This window comes from Paenibacillus sp. AK002 (assembly GCF_053903045.1).
On record NZ_CP096377.1, the window covers coordinates 2942188 to 2963052 of the forward strand.

General features: G+C 50.7%; 17 protein-coding genes and 1 pseudogene. 13 read left to right on the forward strand and 5 right to left on the reverse strand.

The annotated features are described in order from the left end of the window. The first annotated feature begins 76 nt into the window (after nucleotides 1-76). From M1D70_RS13190 to hisC, 11 genes and pseudogenes are all read left to right on the forward strand, one after another. Nucleotides 77-958, forward strand: a complete 882-nt coding sequence (locus M1D70_RS13190) for an ROK family protein (protein WP_456290072.1) — start codon at nucleotides 77-79, stop codon at nucleotides 956-958. 158 nt (nucleotides 959-1116) lie between these two features. Further along, entirely contained in the window at nucleotides 1117-2724 is a 1608-nt protein-coding gene (locus M1D70_RS13195) for a response regulator (protein ID WP_456290428.1), read from the forward strand. A gap of 8 nt (nucleotides 2725-2732) precedes the next feature. Continuing rightward, nucleotides 2733-4514: a cache domain-containing sensor histidine kinase gene (locus tag M1D70_RS13200; RefSeq protein WP_456290073.1), complete on the forward strand. Its 1782-nt coding sequence runs from the start codon at nucleotides 2733-2735 to the stop codon at nucleotides 4512-4514. A gap of 276 nt (nucleotides 4515-4790) precedes the next feature. Beyond that, nucleotides 4791-6197: an ABC transporter substrate-binding protein gene (locus tag M1D70_RS13205; protein ID WP_456290074.1), complete on the forward strand. Its 1407-nt coding sequence runs from the start codon at nucleotides 4791-4793 to the stop codon at nucleotides 6195-6197. Nucleotides 6198-6314: 117 nt separating this feature from the next. Further along, the gene (locus M1D70_RS13210) at nucleotides 6315-7214 is read left to right on the forward strand and encodes a carbohydrate ABC transporter permease (RefSeq protein ID WP_456290429.1); all 900 of its coding nucleotides are present in this window, start codon (nucleotides 6315-6317) and stop codon (nucleotides 7212-7214) included. After that, entirely contained in the window at nucleotides 7211-8044 is an 834-nt protein-coding gene (locus M1D70_RS13215) for a carbohydrate ABC transporter permease (protein ID WP_394056470.1), read from the forward strand. Before M1D70_RS13210 ends, M1D70_RS13215 begins: the two co-directional genes overlap by 4 nt. Nucleotides 8045-8074: 30 nt before the next feature. Beyond that, entirely contained in the window at nucleotides 8075-9232 is a 1158-nt protein-coding gene (locus tag M1D70_RS13220; protein ID WP_456290075.1) for a glycoside hydrolase family 172 protein, read from the forward strand. A gap of 343 nt (nucleotides 9233-9575) precedes the next feature. Next, nucleotides 9576-9800: pseudogene (locus M1D70_RS13225) on the forward strand (MFS transporter); the annotation flags it as partial. Between the two features lie 130 nt (nucleotides 9801-9930). Then, nucleotides 9931-11535 carry an alkaline phosphatase family protein gene (locus M1D70_RS13230; protein ID WP_456290076.1) on the forward strand — a complete coding sequence of 535 codons (1605 nt, stop codon included), beginning with the start codon at nucleotides 9931-9933 and terminating at the stop codon, nucleotides 11533-11535. Nucleotides 11536-11678: 143 nt separating this feature from the next. Further along, nucleotides 11679-11984 carry a Dabb family protein gene (locus M1D70_RS13235; RefSeq protein ID WP_456290077.1) on the forward strand — a complete coding sequence of 102 codons (306 nt, stop codon included), beginning with the start codon at nucleotides 11679-11681 and terminating at the stop codon, nucleotides 11982-11984. A gap of 53 nt (nucleotides 11985-12037) precedes the next feature. Next, entirely contained in the window at nucleotides 12038-13162 is a 1125-nt protein-coding gene (gene hisC / locus M1D70_RS13240) for a histidinol-phosphate transaminase (RefSeq protein ID WP_009593526.1), read from the forward strand. Nucleotides 13163-13308: 146 nt separating this feature from the next. On the opposite strand, the gene M1D70_RS13245 is transcribed toward hisC, so the two are convergent. From M1D70_RS13245 to M1D70_RS13255, 3 genes are read right to left on the reverse strand one after another with little or no spacing between them, the layout of a single operon-like run. Beyond that, the gene (locus tag M1D70_RS13245; RefSeq protein WP_009593546.1) at nucleotides 13309-14388 is read right to left on the reverse strand and encodes a Ger(x)C family spore germination protein; all 1080 of its coding nucleotides are present in this window, start codon (nucleotides 14386-14388) and stop codon (nucleotides 13309-13311) included. Nucleotide 14389: 1 nt separating this feature from the next. Beyond that, nucleotides 14390-15484 (reverse strand): GerAB/ArcD/ProY family transporter, encoded by a 1095-nt coding sequence (locus tag M1D70_RS13250; RefSeq protein ID WP_009593508.1) that lies wholly within the window; start codon nucleotides 15482-15484, stop codon nucleotides 14390-14392. Beyond that, nucleotides 15477-16811, reverse strand: coding sequence for a spore germination protein (locus tag M1D70_RS13255; protein ID WP_456290078.1), 1335 nt, complete (start codon nucleotides 16809-16811; stop codon nucleotides 15477-15479). The genes M1D70_RS13250 and M1D70_RS13255 overlap by 8 nt, the downstream gene beginning before the upstream one ends. A gap of 149 nt (nucleotides 16812-16960) precedes the next feature. Here M1D70_RS13255 and M1D70_RS13260 point away from each other — a divergent pair, with 149 nt between their 5' ends. Next, nucleotides 16961-17641: an FMN-dependent NADH-azoreductase gene (locus M1D70_RS13260; RefSeq protein WP_009593550.1), complete on the forward strand. Its 681-nt coding sequence runs from the start codon at nucleotides 16961-16963 to the stop codon at nucleotides 17639-17641. Nucleotides 17642-17680: 39 nt separating this feature from the next. Here the strand turns inward: M1D70_RS13260 and pdxR are convergent, their stop codons facing one another. Then, nucleotides 17681-19075, reverse strand: a complete 1395-nt coding sequence (pdxR, locus tag M1D70_RS13265) for a MocR-like pyridoxine biosynthesis transcription factor PdxR (protein ID WP_456290079.1) — start codon at nucleotides 19073-19075, stop codon at nucleotides 17681-17683. A gap of 128 nt (nucleotides 19076-19203) precedes the next feature. On the opposite strand from pdxR, the gene M1D70_RS13270 reads away from it, so the two are divergent. Next, nucleotides 19204-20187 (forward strand): DMT family transporter, encoded by a 984-nt coding sequence (locus M1D70_RS13270; RefSeq protein ID WP_456290080.1) that lies wholly within the window; start codon nucleotides 19204-19206, stop codon nucleotides 20185-20187. Between the two features lie 84 nt (nucleotides 20188-20271). Here the strand turns inward: M1D70_RS13270 and M1D70_RS13275 are convergent, their stop codons facing one another. Beyond that, on the reverse strand, nucleotides 20272-20778 hold the full coding sequence (locus M1D70_RS13275) for a DUF3231 family protein (RefSeq protein WP_009593555.1): 507 nt from the start codon (nucleotides 20776-20778) through the stop codon (nucleotides 20272-20274). Nucleotides 20779-20865: the final 87 nt, after the last annotated feature.

Consider the following 20865-nt stretch of genomic DNA (forward strand, 5'->3'; position numbering starts at 1 on the left):
AAAAATGGAATAGTAAAACGTTTGCCAAAGTTGTAGAATGATATTCGATAATATTTACAATTCAGGAGGAACAAACATGAGGGTTGGTGCGATTGAAGCGGGAGGCACAAAATTCATATGCGGGATTGGCAATGAGAAAGGTGAAGTTCTGGACCGGATCAGTTTTCCAACGGATTTACCCGAACCGACACTTGAGCAGGCTGTGGCTTACTTTAGAGACAAAGACATTGAGGCAATTGGAGTCGGCTCCTTCGGACCGCTTGATCTGGATCGTTCCAGCGTCACATATGGGCAAGTTACCACGACGCCCAAGCCGGGATGGACGGGGTTTGACTTCGTAGGGTATTTGAAACAAAATCTCCCTGTTCCGATCGGTTTCGATACCGACGTGAATGCTGCGGTGTTCGGTGAGGTAAAGTGGGGAGCTGCCAATGGATTGGATAGCTGTGTTTACTATACGATTGGGACAGGTGTTGGTGTAGGTGTATACGCGGAAGGCAATCTGGTTCATGGTCTGGTCCATCCAGAAGGTGGACATGTATTGACCCGGCGGCATCCGAAGGACGATTTTAAAGGGACGTGTCCATTTCATGGCGACTGCCTGGAGGGCATGTCCAGCGGACCTGCGATCGAAAAACGCTGGGGAGTGAAAGGAAACGAATTGCCAGACGATCATGAAGCATGGGATATGGAAGCTTACTATCTGGCGCAGGCCCTTTCGGGGGTGATTGTGCTGTTATCGCCGAAAAAAGTGATTCTCGGCGGGGGGGTCATGCATCAGAAACAGCTTTTTCCGCTCATTCGTAAGAAAGTGGCCAAATTTTTAAACGGATATGTTGCATCCCCAGCCATTCTTGACGATCTGGAGAATTATATTGTCTCACCAGGCTTGGGTGATAATGCCGGATTAAACGGCGCTCTTGCGCTAGGTATTGAAGCTAGTAGCAGGCAAGCATGAATTCATTATGGCAGGTAAGAGTTTGACGTCTGACATTGCAACAATAATATGAACAGGGGGCTTTCCCTAATAGATTTTTTGGGGACCTCTCTTTTATTCACTATGAGATAAAGCTGGTGGTTCCTTAATGGACTCTGGCCATGGAAGGGGAGAAAATGATGTATCACGTGCTTATAGTAGATGATGAGCCGCGCCATCGCCGCGGCATCGCGGAGATGATCAAGACGCTCAGGCCGGATTATCGTTTGTTTATGGCCAAGGACGGGGCAGAAGCCCTGCGCATCGCTACGGACACCCGGATCGATATTATATTTACGGATATTCGTATGCCCAATATGGATGGCCTTACGTTGATCGAGAATTTAAGGGAACGCAGCGAATCGATGAAAATCGTCATCCTGAGCGTGTACGGGCACTTCGATTATGCCAGACAGGCGCTTAAGCTAGGCGCGTTCGATTACTTGCTTAAACCGTTAGAATTGAGAGATATGTCGGAGATGCTGAACAAACTGGACACCGCCATTGAGAAGGAGCGGATGAGCCTTCAAGACGGAGCGAATCTCCAGGAAAAACTGAATTCAGCTATCCCTGTTTACGAGCAGCACTTGCTCAGTCGCTGGGTACGTTCGGCGGCGAATGAAGACGAGCTTCTGGAAATCGAACGGTTGGTCCCGCTGGGCCAGGTCGGTTATGTCATTGTCGCCAAGCTTTCCAAGTCCGAGATCGATGAGAAATATCATGGCGAGGAATTCGAGGAAGTCAAAGCCAGCCTCAAGGGCTGGATGGGCCAGGTCGCCGAACCGATCGGTCCGACCCTATCCTTTTACCTGGACGGAGACGAGCCTATGCTTGTCTCCGTCATTACACCCGCGCATTCCTTGGAGTGGCTGATGAAGAGGGAGGCTGAGCGGTTAACCGAATTTATCGAGCAGGTTCGCCTGGAATTCGGGCTTACCTTGTCGATAGGCGTGGGCGACGGCGTAGTTGATCTCTACCGCGAAGCTCCCCGTTCCTTCAAGCAAGCTTTGAATGCGCTGGACTTTACGTTTTATTGCGGGAACGGAAAATTTGTCGTTAGAAGTGAAATCGCTTACAATCCACTAAAAACCTCTTTGCCCTGGGGGCCGGACGATTTCGGCATCGCGGCCGCGGTGGCTGGCGGGGATCGGGGCAAGGCGCTGGAGGCGTTGGAATTGTTGGTGCGCCGCCTTCTGGAAGGCGGCTATCCTTCTCCGGCCCAGTTCAAGCGCAGCATGTTGTATGTGCTGGTCAACCTGGTTAAGGCCAATGAAGCTTCATTGCGGAGGGAGGAAGCGGGCAATATCGTTTCCGAGATGGAATTTCGGATTCCGGCTTGTTCCACGCTGGATGAACTCCAGTCGAAAGCGGCCGAGTATATGGGCCGGATCATCGACGGGATCGCGAACCGGAAAAATCATAAAAACGAGCGGATTATCGAGCTGTGCCGGACTTATCTGGCGGAACATTACATGGAGGATCTCTCGCTTGAAACGGTAGCAAGGCGGTTCTTTTTCAGTCCGGCCTATTTCAGCAGTCTCTTTAAATCGCACACGTCCATGACGTTTACCGAGTATTTGCTTCAGATCAGAATGGACAAAGCCAAGGAAATGCTGAAGGACGGGACCTGGAAGATTTCGGAGATCGCCCTCAGCGTGGGCTTCAAGGATGCAGGATACTTTACCCGGATCTTCAAGCGTGAAACCGGCCTATCACCGGAGGAATTCCGCAAGAAAGACCTGCTATAGGTGACGCCATGAGACTTAAAAACAAACTGATTGTATCCTACATCGTGCTGATCACGCTGCCCCTCGCCACGTTGGGAACAGGATCCTATTATGCAAGCAAAAATATGATGCTCAAGCTTGCCCGGGATAACGTGACGGAAATCGTGCAAAAAAACAACCAGATCATCGACGAACGGCTGAAAATCATCGAGGACGACAGTCTTTCCCTGATGGTGGAATGCGAATTGTTTCAAATTTTCAACCGCCCCGCCCCGGTCGAAAGTGAACTGCTAGCGACAAATAAACGGGTTACGGAAATTTTGAGCCGCTATTTTTCGCAATCCAGGGATCTGTATTCGATAGAGCTTGTGACCCGGCCTTTTGTTTACGGCAGCAAGGCGCGAAATACGTATCCGCCCGATCATTTTTACGATTCCGAGTTGTACAGGCGGGCGGCCGAGCAAAAAGGGAGGATCGTCTGGGTGCCGACCTACGAATACAGTCGAATGCACCAATTGCCGGATCTGGCCGGCGCCGACATCGAATACCGCTATTTATTTTCCGCCGTCCGGCAGATGAATCCATCCTGCGTTCGTAATGATGCGATCGTGCGGGCCGGGGAAGGGACGGAGAAGCCGATTCTCGTGATGAATTTTCGGGACGATGTCTATGCCGACATTTTCAGGGGCAGCGTTCCGATCCAAGGCGCGGTATTTGTGGTGGCCAGCGACGACGGCACGATCATTTCTCATACGAAAACGGAACTCGTCGGAGGCAAGCTGTCCATTCCCTGGCTGGCCGACCAGCAAAGCCGCGGCGCCGGGGCTTCCTACGTTACGGTGGACGGAAAACGGATGATCGCCTGTTACGCGGTTTCCGGGATCACGGGATGGACCTCAGCCGTGCTGATTCCACCCAGTGCGCTAACGAAGGACATTGGACAAACGATCACCTTTTTCATTATAACGCTGGGCGCATCGCTGCTGCTGTTATCGCTGTTGTTTGCCTATTTGATTTCCATGCGGATTTCCTCGCCGTTAAGCAAGCTGCTGCTTGCGATCAAACGGGTAGGGGGCGGCGACTTCAACGCCAAAATAAAAGTGGATGGGAAAGATGAGCTTGGGCATGTGCTGATGAAGTTCAACAGTATGAACGAGAAAGTTAAACAACTGATCGAAGAAAATTATGTAGTCAAACTAAGGGAGCGCGAAACGGAAATCATGGTGCTTAACATTCAACTTAACCCCCATTTTCTGTACAATACGCTGAATATTATCAACTGGACGGTCATTTACGGGGAGAAGGAACAGGTCGGCAAAATGCTGGTCAGTTTGTCGCGCATGCTGCATTACACGACGGACAACCGTAAGGATTCGATGCCGCTTTCTGCGGACATCGGCTGGCTGAGGGATTATATCGTCATCATGTCCAACCGTTACGAACACCGTTTCCGGGTTGACTTCGACATCGAGCCGGAGCTGATGGAAGCCAGCGTACCGAAGCTGTTCCTGCAACCACTGGTGGAAAATGCGATCATTCACGGATTTGGAGACATGGAGAGCGGCGGACTGATTACGATCTACGGGCGTCGGCAGGAGGAAGATATCGAGTTCTGCGTGGAGGACAACGGCCGCGGGATCACGCCGGAGCGCCTCGAGGAGGTGCTGGTTGAAAACTCCTCCAACATCGGGATCAGGAACGTCGAGAAGCGGGTCAAGCTGCTTTACGGCAGCCGTTACGGCATCAGCATCGAATCCGTTCCGGATCTGGGGACGCGGGTAAAGTTGGTTATCCCGTACCGAAAGCCTTAAAGAGGATGCTCAAAAAGTCGTCTTCCCATGACGAAGTAGTTTCAGGGAGCGGAATCGACGTCGAATCTTGAATTCAGCCGGGCCTTCCGGTGCTCACGTACCCAATACGTACGCTGCGCTCCTCAGTCCCTAGCTGAACTTGCACTTAAAGAAAACGGATTGATCGAAAAATCGTACAGGAAACGAAAAAACGTCCTATAGGCTTCCGGGAGCAGCGATTCTACAATAAATACAAGCGACTGCAGCGCTTACATTTCTAGGCGGGGGGATCAGCATATGAGAGCACAATCCGGCAAATTAAAAGCGATGTTTATTTTCCTAACGATCATGGCGCTGTTTGTAACCGCTTGCGGAACGGGGGGCGGAGGCTCGCAAACAAAAGCGAGCCAAAATGGAGGAGAAAACGTCGGGGCGAACGGCGAAGAAAAAGTAACGCTAAAATTCACGTTCTGGGGCAGCCCGGAGGAAAAGAAAGCGGTCGAATCGGCCATCAAAGCCTTCGAGCAGAAGAATCCGAACATCACCATCAACCCGGTACATATACCGGGCACGGATTTTCTGCAGAAGCTGAATGCCATGATCGCCGGCAACGAAGCGCCGGACATCAGCTATTCGGCCGCTTGGAAATTGAAAATGGGCGAGGAAGGGCTGATCCACAACTTCTTCGATTTAATGAAAGATGATCCGAGCATCAAGAAAGAGGATTACCTGGAGTATGCCTGGTGGAACTGGGACAAGGATAAAAGCGCGGGTCCGTATCAGGCCTCCGTCGTCCCTTCTCTGATGTACAACGCGGATATGTTCAAGGAAGCGGGAGTGGAACTGCCGCCTACCAAAGCGGAAGAAGCGTGGACGTGGGATGAGTTTGTGGACGCTGCCAAGAAGCTGACGCTAGACCGGAATGGGAAGCATCCGGACGATCCAGGCTTCGATCCGAAGAACATCAAGCAATACGGCGTTAAACTGAGCCTCGGTTGGTCGTCTTATATGCCGATGGTTCTCTCAAACGGTGGGGATTATCTGACGGCAGACGGCAAGGAATTCGGGCTGTCCAAACCGGAAGCGACCGAAGCGCTGCAAAGAATAGCCGATTTGATTAACGTGCACCACGTCTCGCCATCGCCGGTCCAGGCCAGCAGCATTCCCGCTCCGGCGACCGCGCTGCAGTCCAAAAAAGTGGCGATGATCATCGACGGCAGCTGGAACCACCTTGATTTGAGCAAAACCAACATGGACTGGGGCGTTGGCGTACTTCCGGTCATCAAGGACTACAAAACGTTTTTCCTCGGCGGTTCCCTGATCATTTTCAAAAGCTCGCAGCACCCGAAGGAAGCGTGGGAGTTCTCCAAATTCCTCACCGATCCTCAGAACGTGCTCGATTTGCACCAAGGTTTATGGATGCCGCAGCTCAATAAATGGTACGAGGATCCGGAATTGATCAACAAGTGGGCTAATGAGGAGCTCCCCGGAAGACCGGCCGGCTTCCAGGATGCCGTGATGCGCTCCACCTATGAACATGCGGAGCCGTCGCCGGAAAACAACGTCAAAAACTTCGTCGAAATCGACGCTGCGGTAGCCGCGGCTTTGGATCAGGTATGGCTCGGCGAGAAAACGGCGGAAGCAGCCATGAAAGAAGTGGAAACCAAAGTGAAGTCGCTAGTACAGGGCACCTATTTGAAATAACGAGCGTATGTCCGGAGGCGGTGCCGCGTCACCCATGAAGCGGCGCCGTCCCTCGGCAGCGTTTCGATGGAGGAGGACTTGCTTATGGGAGCCATCTCTTCCCATACCGGGAACCGTATGCGAAAGAAACGCCGCACACAAAGAGAGCTTTACGGTTGGTTGTTTGCTCTGCCGGCAATTTTGGGCTTGCTGATCTTCACGCTCGGCCCGATGATGTACAGCCTGTACATGAGTTTTACCGACTATACCGGATCGAATTCACCGACCTTTACGGGTCTCGACAATTATAGACGATTGTTCAGCGGCGAGGACCAATATTTTTACAAGTCGCTGGCCGTTACTTTCTATTTCGTGATCCTTAGTGTGCCAACCGGCATCGTTTATTCCTTCTTGCTGGCGATTCTCTTGAATCAGAATGTGAAAGGGAAGTCGCTCTTCCGCACCATCTTCTATCTGCCGTCGATCGTACCGATCATCGCGATCTCGTTTATTTGGCTGTGGCTGCTCAATCCCGATCTCGGTCTTGCCAACGAGCTGCTTCGCTCCCTGGGCCTTCCGGGAAGCCAATGGATTTTCGGTGAGAAGTCGGTTGTGCCTTCCCTGGCATTAATGAATCTGTGGACCACGGGCGGGACGATGATTATTTTTCTGGCGGGTCTGCAGGATATTCCCCGGTCGCTGTACGAAGCGATTGAGATGGACGGCGGATCAAGGCTCGCGAAACTGCGGCATATTACGATTCCGATGATGACGCCGACAATCTTCTTCAACCTGATCATGGGCATCATCAACGGCTTTCAGGTGTTCTCGCAAGCTTATGTTATGACGAATGGCGGACCCAATAACGCCAGCTTATTTTACGTGTTTTATTTGTACCGGGAAGCCTTCCAGTTTTCGCGGATGGGGAGCGCCAGCGCGATTGCCTGGGTGCTGTTCCTGATCATTATGGTGTTGACGTACGTCGTGTTCAGGACATCGAATAAATGGGTTTATTATGAGGGGGATGGTGCGCGATGAGAGCCAAGGCTTGGTTTGAAAAAGGCCTGATCTATCTGGTGCTTGCCGCCGGGGGGATTTTTAGCCTGCTGCCGCTGGTGTGGCTCGTCCGCAGTTCGCTGATGAATATGGGGCAAATTTTCGAGCTGCCGCCGGTGTGGATTCCTAACCCCGTTCAATTTTCCAATTATAGTGAAGCGCTGACCATCCTGCCTTTTGGCCGGTATTTCGTGAACACCGCGATCATCGTTGTCTTTTCGGTGCTGGGCGTCATCGTAACCAGCTCGATCAGCGCCTACAGCTTCGCGCGGATGAACTGGAGAGGCAGGAATCTGGTGTTCAGCCTTCTTCTGTCTAGTATGATGCTGCCGTACGCGGTGACCCTGATCCCGACGTTTATCGGCTGGAGCAAAGTGGGGTTAACCAATTCCTTCATCCCGCTGATCGCGCCGGCTTGGTTTGGCGGCGGCGCGTTCAACATTTTTCTGCTGCGTCAATTCTATCTCAGCATCCCTCGGGATCTGGATGAAGCGGCTTATGTGGACGGCGCCGGCCATTTCAAGATATTCCGCTCGATCATCCTGCCGCTCACCAAACCCGCGCTGATCGTCGTCGGTTTGTTTTCGTTCTTGGCCGCGTGGAACGATTTCCTCGGTCCGCTCGTTTACTTGAACGACGAAACCAAATATACGCTGGCCCTTGGACTGCAGCAGTTCAAAGGCATGTATTCGGCCGAGTGGCATTTGATGATGGCGGCGGCAACCGTGGTGCTGCTTCCGGCAATTATCGTATTTTTTATCGGACAGCGTTATTTTATCGAAGGCATTACGTTAACAGGGATTAAGGCTTGATTTGGAATTCGAGGGAGGAGCAGAGTTAGCATGAACCAGTTATATTTGCGTAAGGAAGGAACGTCCCGGCGGCGATCGAGCTGGGATACGACTGGAGGCAATCGGGATTTCATCGCGATTGGGGCCGGGCAAACGGCGGCGATTGCGGAAATCGCCGGCTCGGGCGTGATCCAGCATATCTGGATGACCATCGCGGCCAGGAACAAATACGCGTTCCGCAAAGTATTGATCCGCATGTTTTGGGATGACGAACGGGAACCCAGCGTGGACTCGCCGGTCGGCGACTTCTTCGGAGTTGGGCATGGCGTGGCCAGCCACTATGTCTCCATGCCACTCAACATGATTACGACCCAGGGCGTGATCGAAGATAAGGCCGCCATGAACTGTTTTTTCGAAATGCCGTTCCGCCAGGGGGCACGCATCGAAATCGTCAATGAGTGCGAAGACGAAATCGTGTTGTACTATTACGTGGACTATGTGGAAAAAGCGGTCCCGGACGACAGCTTTTACTTCCACGCCTCGTGGCGCAGGGAGAATCCGACGAAGGGATTGGTGGACTTGTCCGCGCTGAAAACGGAGCACGATCAGCAGGATAAGGCGAATTATTCCGACCAGAAGGTGTATGAGCTGAAAAACCTGACCGGCGACGATAATTACGTCCTGCTAGATGCGGTAGGCGAAGGCCATTATGTAGGTTGCAACCTGAGCATTGACCATCTGAATCCGATGCCGGGTTTTAGTTGGCCCGGCGAGGGGGACGACATGTTCTTCATCGACGGTGAACCTTGGCCGCCCCGACTGCACGGGACGGGGACGGAGGATTATTTCTGCGCCGCCTGGGGGTATCCGGCGGGGAAATATGATGCGCCCTACCACGGCTTGTCACTGTACGCCCCGATCCGTGAAAACGGCGATGCCTGGAAAGAGAGCAATACCATTTCGTTTAACGATTATTCCGGGAAAATGACGCAATACCGGTTTCATATCGTCGATCCCATCATCTTCAGAAAGTCGATCCGCTTCAGCATCGAGCACGGGCACGGAAATAGCCAATCGAACGACTACTCGTCGGTCGCATACTGGTATCAGCGCGAGCCGCATAAGGCTTTTCCGCAGATGCTGCCCGTCTCGCAGCGCTTGCCGATTCCGGAGAAGGAAAGTGCAAGGATGTTCTACCGGACGTTCTAAAATAAATGCAGCGGCAAGCCGGAGGATTCCGGACTTGCCGCTGTTTTTTTTTGGGCATGGTAAGTCTTCACCATTTGGTTGTTTCAGCGCTAACGGTTGTGGGCTGGTTTATCTGACCGAAAGGCGGGGATTCTATTCTAACGGGTTATGAGAGAACTTATTCCGCCGGGATATGAGAAAGCGACGGACTATCAATATAGCACCGAGGGGGGACCGGAGCTGGAGATCCGTGACAGCGAACCCCCAGACTGTCGGGGTGGTTGCGTACAATCGATTGTTATTCTCATATATGTCAAGACCAATACGTTAAGTGTTTGTCCTGTCTTCTTCACATCAGGAAAGTTCGTTTTTGACGCTAGCCATGGAGAACCAGGGTCATCGGGCCGGTAGCGCGAGCGCAGTCATCGGTTTGCTTCCCTTAATGCTGGGTTCGATGGTGTCGCCGCTGGTCGGGATTAACGAATCCACCGCCGTGCCGATGGGTGCCATCCTGTTCGTCACCTCCGTGCTGGGTGCGGGATCGTTCTTCAAACTGACGAAACCGAAGGGGACGGCAGCGGATGATTGATACAGACCATGGGAGAGAGGGCGATAAGGGTCCTCTCTCTTTTAAGTTTGAACATGCTGCGAATATGCAAAATATCCCTTGCATGACATTCCCATCTCTGTGACAAAATGTACGAAGGTGGTGAATGGAAATGCGAATACAAAAAATCTTATTCGGCATGCTGTCTCTTGTATTGATCACGGGAATGGGATGCCAGCACCAGCAACCTGCCGAGCAGGATTTGCTGCGGGTAAAATCCGAACAAGGAGCGACGCATAAGAAAGTCATATTCTTGATGATCGACTCCCTAATGGCTCAGGCCATCGATAAGGGCATATCCCAAAAACAGCTGCCTACCTTTCAGACCCTAATTGAACATGGGCAATACTACAAGGATCTTGTCAGCTCTTTTCCTACGATGTCCGTTACGATCGACAGCTCGATGTTAACGGGGGCCTATCCGAACGTCCATGGCGTTCCGGGTCTGTTATGGTATTCGACCGACGATAAAAAATTGATCAATTACGGCACAGGGCCCATGGAAATCCTGAGGCAGGGGATCAATCCGGTCCTGACCGATGCGTTAATCCATCTGAACGGGGAACATTTACATGCGGATTCGCGTACGATCTACGAAGATTTAGCCCGCAGGGGCTTGAAATCGGGGTCGATCAACGGCTTGGTATATCGCGGAACGACCGAGCATACGCTGACGATCCCGGATTGGATACAGGGGCCGACGTCGCTGCAGAAAAATATAAAAGTTAAAGGCCCGGATTTTTTAACCTTGGGAGCTCTGTCCAATCCCTTCGACGGTAACGAGAAATTGCCTGACGATCTCACCGAACGAATGGGGATGAACAATAAATTCGCGATAGGGGCCGTAAACCATCTGATCCAAGCTGATAAGCTGCCGGATTTTTTGTATGTATATCTGCCGGACTTGGACCAGAAGCTTCATAAAAAGGGTCCGTCGGAGCTCGAAGGCGTCAAAAAGGTGGATCAGCAGCTTCAATCCTTATTGCAGTCGTTTGGATCGCCGGAAAAAGCGTTCGAAGAGGCTATATTCATCATCGCCGGGGACAGCGGCATGACGCAGCTTCTTCCACGTGAGCAGCGTTCGGAGATTGATTTGCCTGCTATGCTGAAAGGCATCCGCATATTAAAGCCGGGTGAGGATCTCAAGGATGAAACCGAGATTGCGCTAGCGGTGAATGAAACGATGGCTTACGTATATAAGTTCAAGCCGGACCGTACGCTCCGAAGCTTGGCCGAAATCATAAGCAAGGATGACCGCATTGATTTCGTTGCATGGAAAGAAGACGAATGGATTCACGCCATGCAGGGATCCACGTATATGCAGCTCCAATATAAAGAGAAGGGCAGCCTGATCGACCGTTATAAACAAGCGTGGACCGTGAAGCAGGATGCCGAAGTGCTGGACCTTCAATTGAACGCCCAGACTCGCACTTTGGACTACGGGCAGTATCCGGATGTGCTGGCGAGATTGTCAGGGGCGCTGAACTCCCATAAAGGGCAATTCTTGGTGGTCACGGCTAAACCGGGATACGAATTGGCGGACCGAAGCTCTCCGACCCATGAAGGGGGCGGGGGCCACGGTTCGATTCGCCACACGGAATCGCTTGTTCCGCTTATCATTGTCGGAACGAATGAGAAGCCTCAGTATTTACGTATGGTTGACTTGAAAGCCTATTTGCTTGATTTGCTGGCGAATCACAATCACAAAGCGAAATAGGTATACTTTTGAATCTGCCTGTGCTAGGCACCCTGTTCCAATTTTTTTGGAACAAGGTGCCTTTTTAGTAGCGATTTTTTTGGCCTTTGCCGTTATAATATGATGTAATTCTAGCCTAGAAAAAGAGAAGGAGTTGGACTAATATGTCATCAAACCGCTTGATTCATTCCGTTATTTTTTCGCTTAAACACGAGAAAGGCTCGGAGGAGGAGCATCGTTTCCTGGAGGACGGACGAACTGCCCTCAGCACGATTCCAACGGTTCAGGAGTTTAAGGTATTCAAGCAAATCAGTCCCAAAAATACATACGATTTCGGCTTCTCCATGAAGTTTGCGAGCGAAGCCGATTATGAAGCCTACAATGTGCATCCCCAGCATGTTGATTTTGTCGAGAATCGCTGGGAGAAGGAAGTCGAGCAGTTTCTGGAGATCGATTACAGCGAGATATAGAAGTGGGGCCCATAAATAATGAGACCATAAATCATGGTTAGGGGGAGAGAACATTGACTAGAGCAGGGGAAGGGGAGCCTCAAATAACGCCGCGGCCGGCGCTAGGACGTCTGAAGCCTTACACGGCGGGTAAACCCATCTGGGAAGTGCAGCAAGAATACGGACTGGATCGCGTCATTAAGCTGGCTTCCAATGAAAATTCGCTCGGTCCTTCGCCAAAAGCATTGCAAGCCATTCAGAATCAGCTGCCTGACCTGCACCGTTATCCCGACGAACGCTCGTCGGTTCTTGCGCAAGCGCTTGGCCGGCACCTGGGATTGGCGGCGAATCAATTCATCGTGACGAACGGCGGAGATGAGCTGATCATGCTGATTTCACGGGCGTATCTGGAGCCTGGCGACGAGATCGTGGTGCCCGATCCGACGTTCAGCGAATACGAGTTTGGCGCATTTCTCATGTCGGGCACGGTCATTAAGGTGCCGCTGCGCGAACCATATGCTTTCTCAGCTGAAGATATGCTGGCCGTCATCACGGAACGTACCAAAATCGTTTACCTGTGCACGCCGAATAATCCTACAGGCACTTACATGCCAGAGTCTGAAATGAGACAGTTGCTCGACAGCCTTCCCTCTCGCGTGCTGGTTGTCATTGATACCGCATACCGCCATTATGCCACGGCTCCCGATTACTCGGACGGCATCGATTTCATCAAGTCGGGATATCCGGTCATCACACTTAACACCTTCTCTAAAATTTACGGGCTTGCGGGCATTCGAGTCGGGTATGGCGCTGCCTCCGAAGGGATCATCCGCACGCTGCTTCAGGTTAAGGAGCCCTTTAACGTGAATGCGTTGGCACAGGCAGCAGCAGCGGCTGCGCTCGGGGATGAAGAACATGTCGATGCATCCCGCCGGATGAATGAACAAGGGAGGAACCAAATCTATGAGGGCCTGAGCCGATTATCGATTCCTTATGTCGAGAGCATGAGCAACTTCATTCTGGCAGAGCTTGGCGAACATGCAGACGACATATACCATCAGCTGCTGGAACGAGGGATCATCGTCCGGTCAGCCAAAGGGTGGGGGCTTCCGCGTCATATTCGGATTTCGGTAGGAACAGATGAAGAAAATCAAGGGTTGCTGGACGCTTTACGCGAGATCCTGGTCCATTCATGGTAAACCCAGAAATACATGGAGCATTAAGCGGGAGTAAGAATCACGCGACGAACTAACACCAGCCAGCTCATGCAAAAAAAATAAGAAAAGGGCCGCAAGCGCGGCCTTTTTGTTTTGAATTCAAGTGCGTTGTATCTGTTAAAACGTACTCACAGTCTCTTAAGATTGCCTCGATTCTCTACGACGGTCGTTACGTTCAGCTTAAAATCCAGATCGGGATAGTACGTTGTTCTCCAATCCTCCAGTTGTTCCCGGGTCAGGTAGTTTCTAAAATATTGTCCCAGTGCCAAAATATCCGCTTGTTCTTTTTGCGTTTTCTTAAACATCTGATTCAGCCTTAAGGTGAGCAGTTCTTCCACCTTCTCGTTGATTTGCTCTTCCGTCGGATGTCCCCTGGAGTCCAAGATGGTGACTTTCAGCTTGAGATGGCTTCGAAGATAAGGCTTTCCGTCCTTCATCCAGCTATGATGGGTCAGGCGATTGCTAATGATTTGAACGGTGGCGCTCTCCATAACCTCAACCTTGCCGAACGCGCTTTTTCCATAAAAGGCATTGGCGACAAGCGTTTCATCGGGCCCGATTTGGCCTGTCATCCTGCCATTCTTTATGATGGCTGAGCCTAAGCATTCGATGCTGGTGGATCTGCCTGAACGTATGATCGGGACGATGACATCGTGCGTATAGGAATGAATGCTTCGAAACAATTGCCATACGCGAGTATCCGCCAATTGGGGATTCCAGCCGGCATTTTTTTCGAAAAAATCATAGACGATGCTGCTGCTGTGCTCCGATTTTTTTTGCATTTCCATAAAGAATTGATCCAGTGTTTGATCACTGATCGCAAACAGCGTTTTGGATGAGATGTCCCTGGACCGGTTAAACGCAGATATGATGTCTTCCATGCCGTTACGGGCAAAGTTTTTATCCACGATGACGATTTTCAAATGCAGCAGATCCACTTGAGTCTCCATGTTCATGCTCATATGATCGATGATTTCATTGATCGTATTGCCCGTATCCGAAACGATATTGACGGTGCTGGTATCATTCGTGGCCGGAATGTCCAGAAACACCTTGTATTGATTATCTTCGGTTAACGAAATGCCCATGATTACCGGAAGCGAGCGATGATTAATGTCTTTGTTATCCCAGCAGCCTGCAAGCAAGGGGACCAAGGCAGCGAGCATGAGGCACTTCAAGGCAAGGCGGATATTGGCCAGATTGTTCATATCAGGTTACCTCCGTTGCACGGTTTGCTTTGTGCTTGTGCCGCCAGCCGATGATAAACGTCATTAGGGGAAGCACCAGGAATATATACAATCGCAGAGGAATAATCCACTCTTGCAGCTTCTTAAGGGAATCCCAGTTCGGGATGGCCAAGGATATCGCAAACAAACCGGCGGTCAGAGCAATCAACAGGTAGATTTTCGGGATGATGGGGATGGCCTCCTTGGTAAGCGTGACGAGAACCCATAATGTCACACCCAAGTACAGCAGCGCAAACGCCATCAGACTCAATAAGAAGAAAATCGTTACCCGATCAAACAACAGCCAAGTGATATTCACGGTATCTATGGTCATCAGCATCGGAAATTGGTATAGCTCGGCAGTGGCTTGCCCAAAGGTTAGAAGCGGCAAATAAACCGATAAGAGAAACATGGGCAACAGAAGAAGGCAGCCCAGCATCATTTTCTTGATGCTGATATGTATGGAAGGAGGCAGCAGCCCCAGGAAAAAGGAACCGCCTGCGTAAACGAATAAACTGACCAGAAAATCGGGCTTTGCTATGAAATGCAAGGATTGCTCCGGGTCAATGATCGGCAGCAAATAATACCAATCCACATTTTGAAAGCCTAGACAGAGAACAAACAAAATGGGAAACGTGAACAAGACAACCAAGAGGACGCTGGTTCGCGCCATGCTGGACATCCCTTGCCACGCCATGAGTAAAGCAATGGCAATCAATAAGAACTCGACCGCCCACAGTGGCGTGGTCGATAAAAAGACCAAGGTTAACATCTCGGAATAGGCCCTAATTGTTACGATGATAGCAATGCCAAAGTAAAAGAAAGCAGGAAGCAAAAAGATCCACGCGAGATATTTGCCGGTGCTGCGGAACATATCCACAACATTCCTCCGGGCCGTCCACTTCAGGCCTTTAATGTACATATAGAGGGCAGCTGCATGCAGCGCATAGCTTATGGATATTCCGATCCAGTGTCCCATGTCCATGCCTGAAAACAAATCGGAGGGATAGAGAAAAAAGATAAGCCCCATATGACAAACCACGTACAGGATGGTTGCTTGATAACCGCTCTTATCCATTTTGCTCATCCTTCTGATTCAATGTAGGTAAGGATAGGTAAGGAATTCCCATACTTTTCTGATGGCCCATATAAGCACAGATAACAACAATTCCAGCAAGCAATCCCAGCATGCCGAAGATGGCGGACAGTATGATCAGCAGATACTTGAACACTCGCACGGATACGGAGTTTTGGAATCCCACCACCGTAGAAGAAGCAATAGTTGTACCTGCCAGCACAATAATCAACAGGTTGCTGACGAGTTTGGCGGATACGGCAGCCTGGCCAAGTATAATGCCGCCAACCATCGTAATGGTAGGACCTACGCTTTTTGGCAGACGGACACTTGCTTCCAGGATGAGCTCCAGCACGATAAGCAGCAGCAGTGTCTCAACAAAGGCGGGATAAGGGACTTCCAGCCGGCTGTTGGCAATTGAGAGGGCGAGTTGAAGCCTAAGAGCTTCAGGGTTGACGGACACCAGGGCAACATAGAGTCCGGGAATAATCGTCGCGATCAAGACGCCGACGACTCTCAAGATTCGGATCAGGTACATGAAGGGGAGGGGATAATTATGATCGTCCTTCATGCAGAACATATCCATGACAAGGCTAGGGATAATGATCGCGAACGGATAACGGTCAAGCATTAACACGGCCTTGCCCTGCTCCAGGGAGTGGGCTGCATTCTGCGGAAGTTCCGTCATGTTGAAGTTGGTTACGAGCGACCACGTGTTGACGCCAAGCATCTTCTCGAGCTGCTGGATATGATGAACATCCTGATCCAGACCCGCTTTGATTTTGGTTTGAATGGATTGTAATAACCTGGGTTTGATCCGGTCTTTCTGATAGATTAACAATAAGGATTTGGGATGACTTTTTCCAACGGTGTACGTTTCCACTTGCAAGGAGGATCCGGTGCAATGTTTACGAAGAATGCCGATATTCGTATTGATATCTTCCAGAAAGGCGCTGCTGGAGCCGTACAATGTGTTCTCGGTTTCGGGAGATGTGACGGAGCGGGTGACATTTTTCGATATCGGCAGAACGGCGCTGCAGGCCCCGGACAGGGGCTCCAGAATGATCAGGTGGCCCTTCATGATGTTGGATACAACCACTTCCAATTTGGGTTCAACAAGCTCGCCCACAGTTTTAAGAATATCTGCTGGTGCCATGGTGGTTTCGGTTAGATTCGAGGTTTGGGTTTGAAGCGATGCGATGCTCTGGGGAAGATCCACCAATGAATCAAAACCGATCACCTGGACATGATATTGCAGCAATCGTATTTCAACATTGAAATAATCGGCATTCGCTTTGAAATATTCAGCCAGGCTTTCTTTGAGGTCCATTCCTGCATCCGCTCCCCCGCAATTCTTGATACTAGATATCATTTCCATTACGGCCTCTGCTTTATGCATAAAAAGTATTGCCGGTGATGTCACAACCGCACTGCCTTATTTGTCTATATGATGAATAGATTAAAAAGGAGAGAAATTGGATGGGAAAAATGCTTATTATTAATGCGCATCCGAAGGTGGAAGCAGCCGCCTCTGTCAGCTTACAGGTGCTTCAGCATTTTGTAGAGACGTACACGAAATGGAATCCAGCAGGCCTAATCGAACAGTTGGATTTATACCGCGATCATATACCTGCCATTGACTACAGGGTTCTTGAGGCATGGAGCAAACAGGGAAGAGGGGAGCCGCTTAACGAAGAGGAGCAGCAGATCACGGATCGGATGTCCGTCATCCTGAAGCAGTTTAAGAATGCGCGGAAGTATGTCATTGCCATGCCATTGCACAATTTCAACGTTCCGTCCAAGCTTAAGGATTATATCGACAACATCCTCATAGCGCGGGAGACATTTCGATACACGGAGAACGGTTCGGAAGGTTTGCTAACCGATGGCCGCAGTTTGCTGGTTATTCAGGCAAGTGACGCCATTTACACGAATAATGACTGGTATACCGAGGTGGAATACTCTCATAAGTACCTGAAATCCATGTTTAACTTTATGGGGATCATGGATTATCAGATCATCCGGGCGCAAGGGAATGCCATTCTGGATCGAAGTCAAATTCTGGAGAAGGCCTTTCAGGAAGCCGAAACAGCTGCGAAGGCCTTGGCTATTGCGGAGACTTCGAATAAAGAGCCTATACGAAGTGGATTAGCGGAATAGGAATGTATCATGAACAAGGCTGCCTGATGGCAGCCTTTTTTATAAGTAGCCGTGATCCTTTAAATAAGCATGCAGGAGCATAATTCCGTCACGGATCTCTCCAGGCTCAAGATGGCCGTAGCCAAACAGCAGCTTGTTGGCGTGGAGACCTTTTTGAATGCTGTGATAATCCAGCGGCGTGATGCGTATTCGATCTTGCCTGATCCTCTGCCTGAAAGCCTCGTCAAAGACAGCCCCGGGAAACTCTACAGCAAGATGCAAACCGGCTGCATCTCCCCAAGAACGCCAATCATTTCCGAAGTGTTTATGTAATGAAGACAAAAGGACCTGTCTGCGTTCGCCGTAGATCTTACGCATCTTCCCGATATGCCTGTCAAATTTCCGGGTATGTAAAAATTCGGCCAAAGCAGCCTGTTCAAAAGGGGGATTCTGCACATCGGTATGGGTACGTAACCGGCTCCAGCTTTGTTGAAGCTGACGGGGAACCACCGCGTAACCGATGCGAAGCGCTGGGAATAGAACCTTGCTGAATGTGCCGACATAGACCACCCTATCGGGATCCAGGGCATATAAAGGCGAGACGGAATCCCCGTAATATCTGAACTCGCTGTCATAATCGTCCTCAATGATATAGCTGTCGTTCTTTCTGGCGTAACGAATAAGGGCAGCGCGCCGATCGGCCGGCAGGATACCGCCAAGTGGAAATTGGTGGGAGGGGGTGACATACACGGGACCACTTGATTTGCCGCCCAGGAGATCTGTTTGCATGCCGCATTCGTCCACGGGAACTGGATGTATGCGATACCCTTTATTGATAAACGTCTGCAGCATCTCGATATTGCATGGATCTTCAAACCATATCTCCTGACGGTCCCGATAGAGCAAATCGGCAAGGATGCTGAGCGCATGCGTCGCGCCTGCCGTTATGTATATATCCTGGGCATCCACGCTGAGTCCTTTGCTGCGACACAGCCATAAAGAAATTTCATTGCGCAGCGCCGGCAGGCCCTGGGGACCCGAATAACCCAGCAGGGCGGAGCTCATGCCGCCAAGGGTTTTCGATGAAATCTGCTGCCATGCGTACCGCGGGAATAACCTCAGTTCTGGCTGGCCCGTACGAAAATCCGCTGCAAAGTCAGGAGGGCCTTCTTTCTGCGTCCGCGGTTCGGCGTCAGTCGGAGGATCCAGCACGATGCCTTGGGCGACGCGCGTCGGCGCTCCTTGTCTGCTGACGACATAGCCCTCGACGTTCAGCATGTCCAGAGCTTCGTTGACCGTGGCACGAGACACGTTCAGATCTCTGGCCAATTGACGGGAAGAGGGGACGGCTTCTCCTGACGGCAGGTTCCCGTGAACGATCTTATCCCTTATGGCCAAATAAATTTGGCGTTTGAGCGAAACTTCGCTGTTCCGATGTAATTTGATTCCCCACATGTTGGCCCGACCTCCAACTGGTATGCTTATATTTGAGTTCAACTGGCTCTTTCATCATACCAGTTAATTTCCTATGATTGTAGCATAGATTAGCGGCTATCGATTGGAGATTTCAAGGGGATGTGATCGTGTTGGAACGATGGAAAGGAATGCTTTATTTAATGGGGGCTTTCACGCTGGCAGGAACCTCTGTCATCACGGCGTGGCTGTTGAACGGAAAGTTAGGTGCGTTTACGATAACGGCGGCCAGTTTATTGCTGGCTTTGTTATGCATGATTCCTCTTTGCATGAAGGATTTGAAGAGAACGGTTGGAAGGCTATCATGGGGTGAGTGGGGGGATCTGTTTTTTCAGGCCCTCTTGGGTATGTTTCTGTTTCGGATGCTTCTATTGCATGGCCTTCTTCATACTAGCACGGCAGAAGCCGGAATACTCACGGGGACTACGCCTGCTTTTACCGTGATGTTGGCATTCGTGTTTCTGAAAGAGTCGGTTAGCGGCAGCAAGCTGGCAGGCATTCTCAGCACGGTAGGAGGCATCCTCGTATTACAAGGAATGCTCACGCCCGGCATTTCTTTCAAGGTGCAGCACGTATACGGGAACTTGCTGGTGCTCTGCGCGGCTCTATCCGAATCCGGCTTCAACCTGCTATCCCGTATCGGTTCGGTGAAGCAAACGTCTTCTCCAAATCATGCCATGCATCCTGGAGTCCAAACGACGCTTGTCTCTGCGATCGCTTTCCTATTATGCTTGATTCCCGCTGGTTTCGAGGATCCTTTCACTTCGCTGGCTGCCATCGGATTACGGGAATGGTTCGCACTGATATGGTATGGGCCGATCGTGACGGCCGTAGCGTTCATCATGTGGTATGCCGGCATCAAGCGCTGCCATGTTTCAACAGCTGCCGCTTTTTCCGGCATGATGCCTTTCACGGCTCTATTGTTATCTGTCATCGTACTAAAAGAACCCGCAGGATGGGAGCAGTGGGGAGGAGGCATCCTGGTCGTTCTCGGTATGTTCCTTATTGGCAGGCAGCAGGCCAAAAGCCCTCCATCGGCCAAACAGCTTCAGTCGGAACATGGAAGCCTCGCTGGGAGTGAGGGAATAGGTTAACTAAAAGAAGCAGCGTTGATCGCTGCTTCTTTGGCTTGTGGATCGTCAAGGCTCAGTGTTTCAAGAGATTGGGAAATGCTATTTTTACTCGGGTCTCTTGATTTGCAGCGGCGGCGGAATGAGCCAGCCTTTTTCCTTATTCATCTGAAGGATTCGCACACCCTGCGCGGTCTTGACGAGATGATATTTAGCAAATAATGCACCGATATCCTCCCGGATCGATTGTCCCATGATTTGGCTGCAAGATACTAGTCCGAGTGATGTATCCGCTGCGATTTTGGCCGCGATTTCCGGATCCGTGAATCTTGCGCCAGCCGGAATATCCTCAAGCTTGACAGGGGGTCTTTCGGGAAGCCCCGGTGCAGGCGGGATTCCGTTGTCGGTAAGCAGCTCATCGCATTCTTTAATCTCGAGTTTAGCCTGATCCAGCAGATCATGAAGAATTTTTTTAAGGTCTTTATCTCCCGCGTGATTCAAATAAGCCTCATAGCAGGACACCATTCCCTTTGCCAGCATGGAGGTTTCCCATACGCTAAAAATCTCCCCGTAATGCATGGGCTCATCTTTAGGGTTTCCGCTTAAAATACCCATCAATATTCGCTCCTTTAATATTTATCCAAACAGAGTCATTATGTACAGGAGGTTATTGTTTCATTCTAATCAGAACGAAGTTCTCGG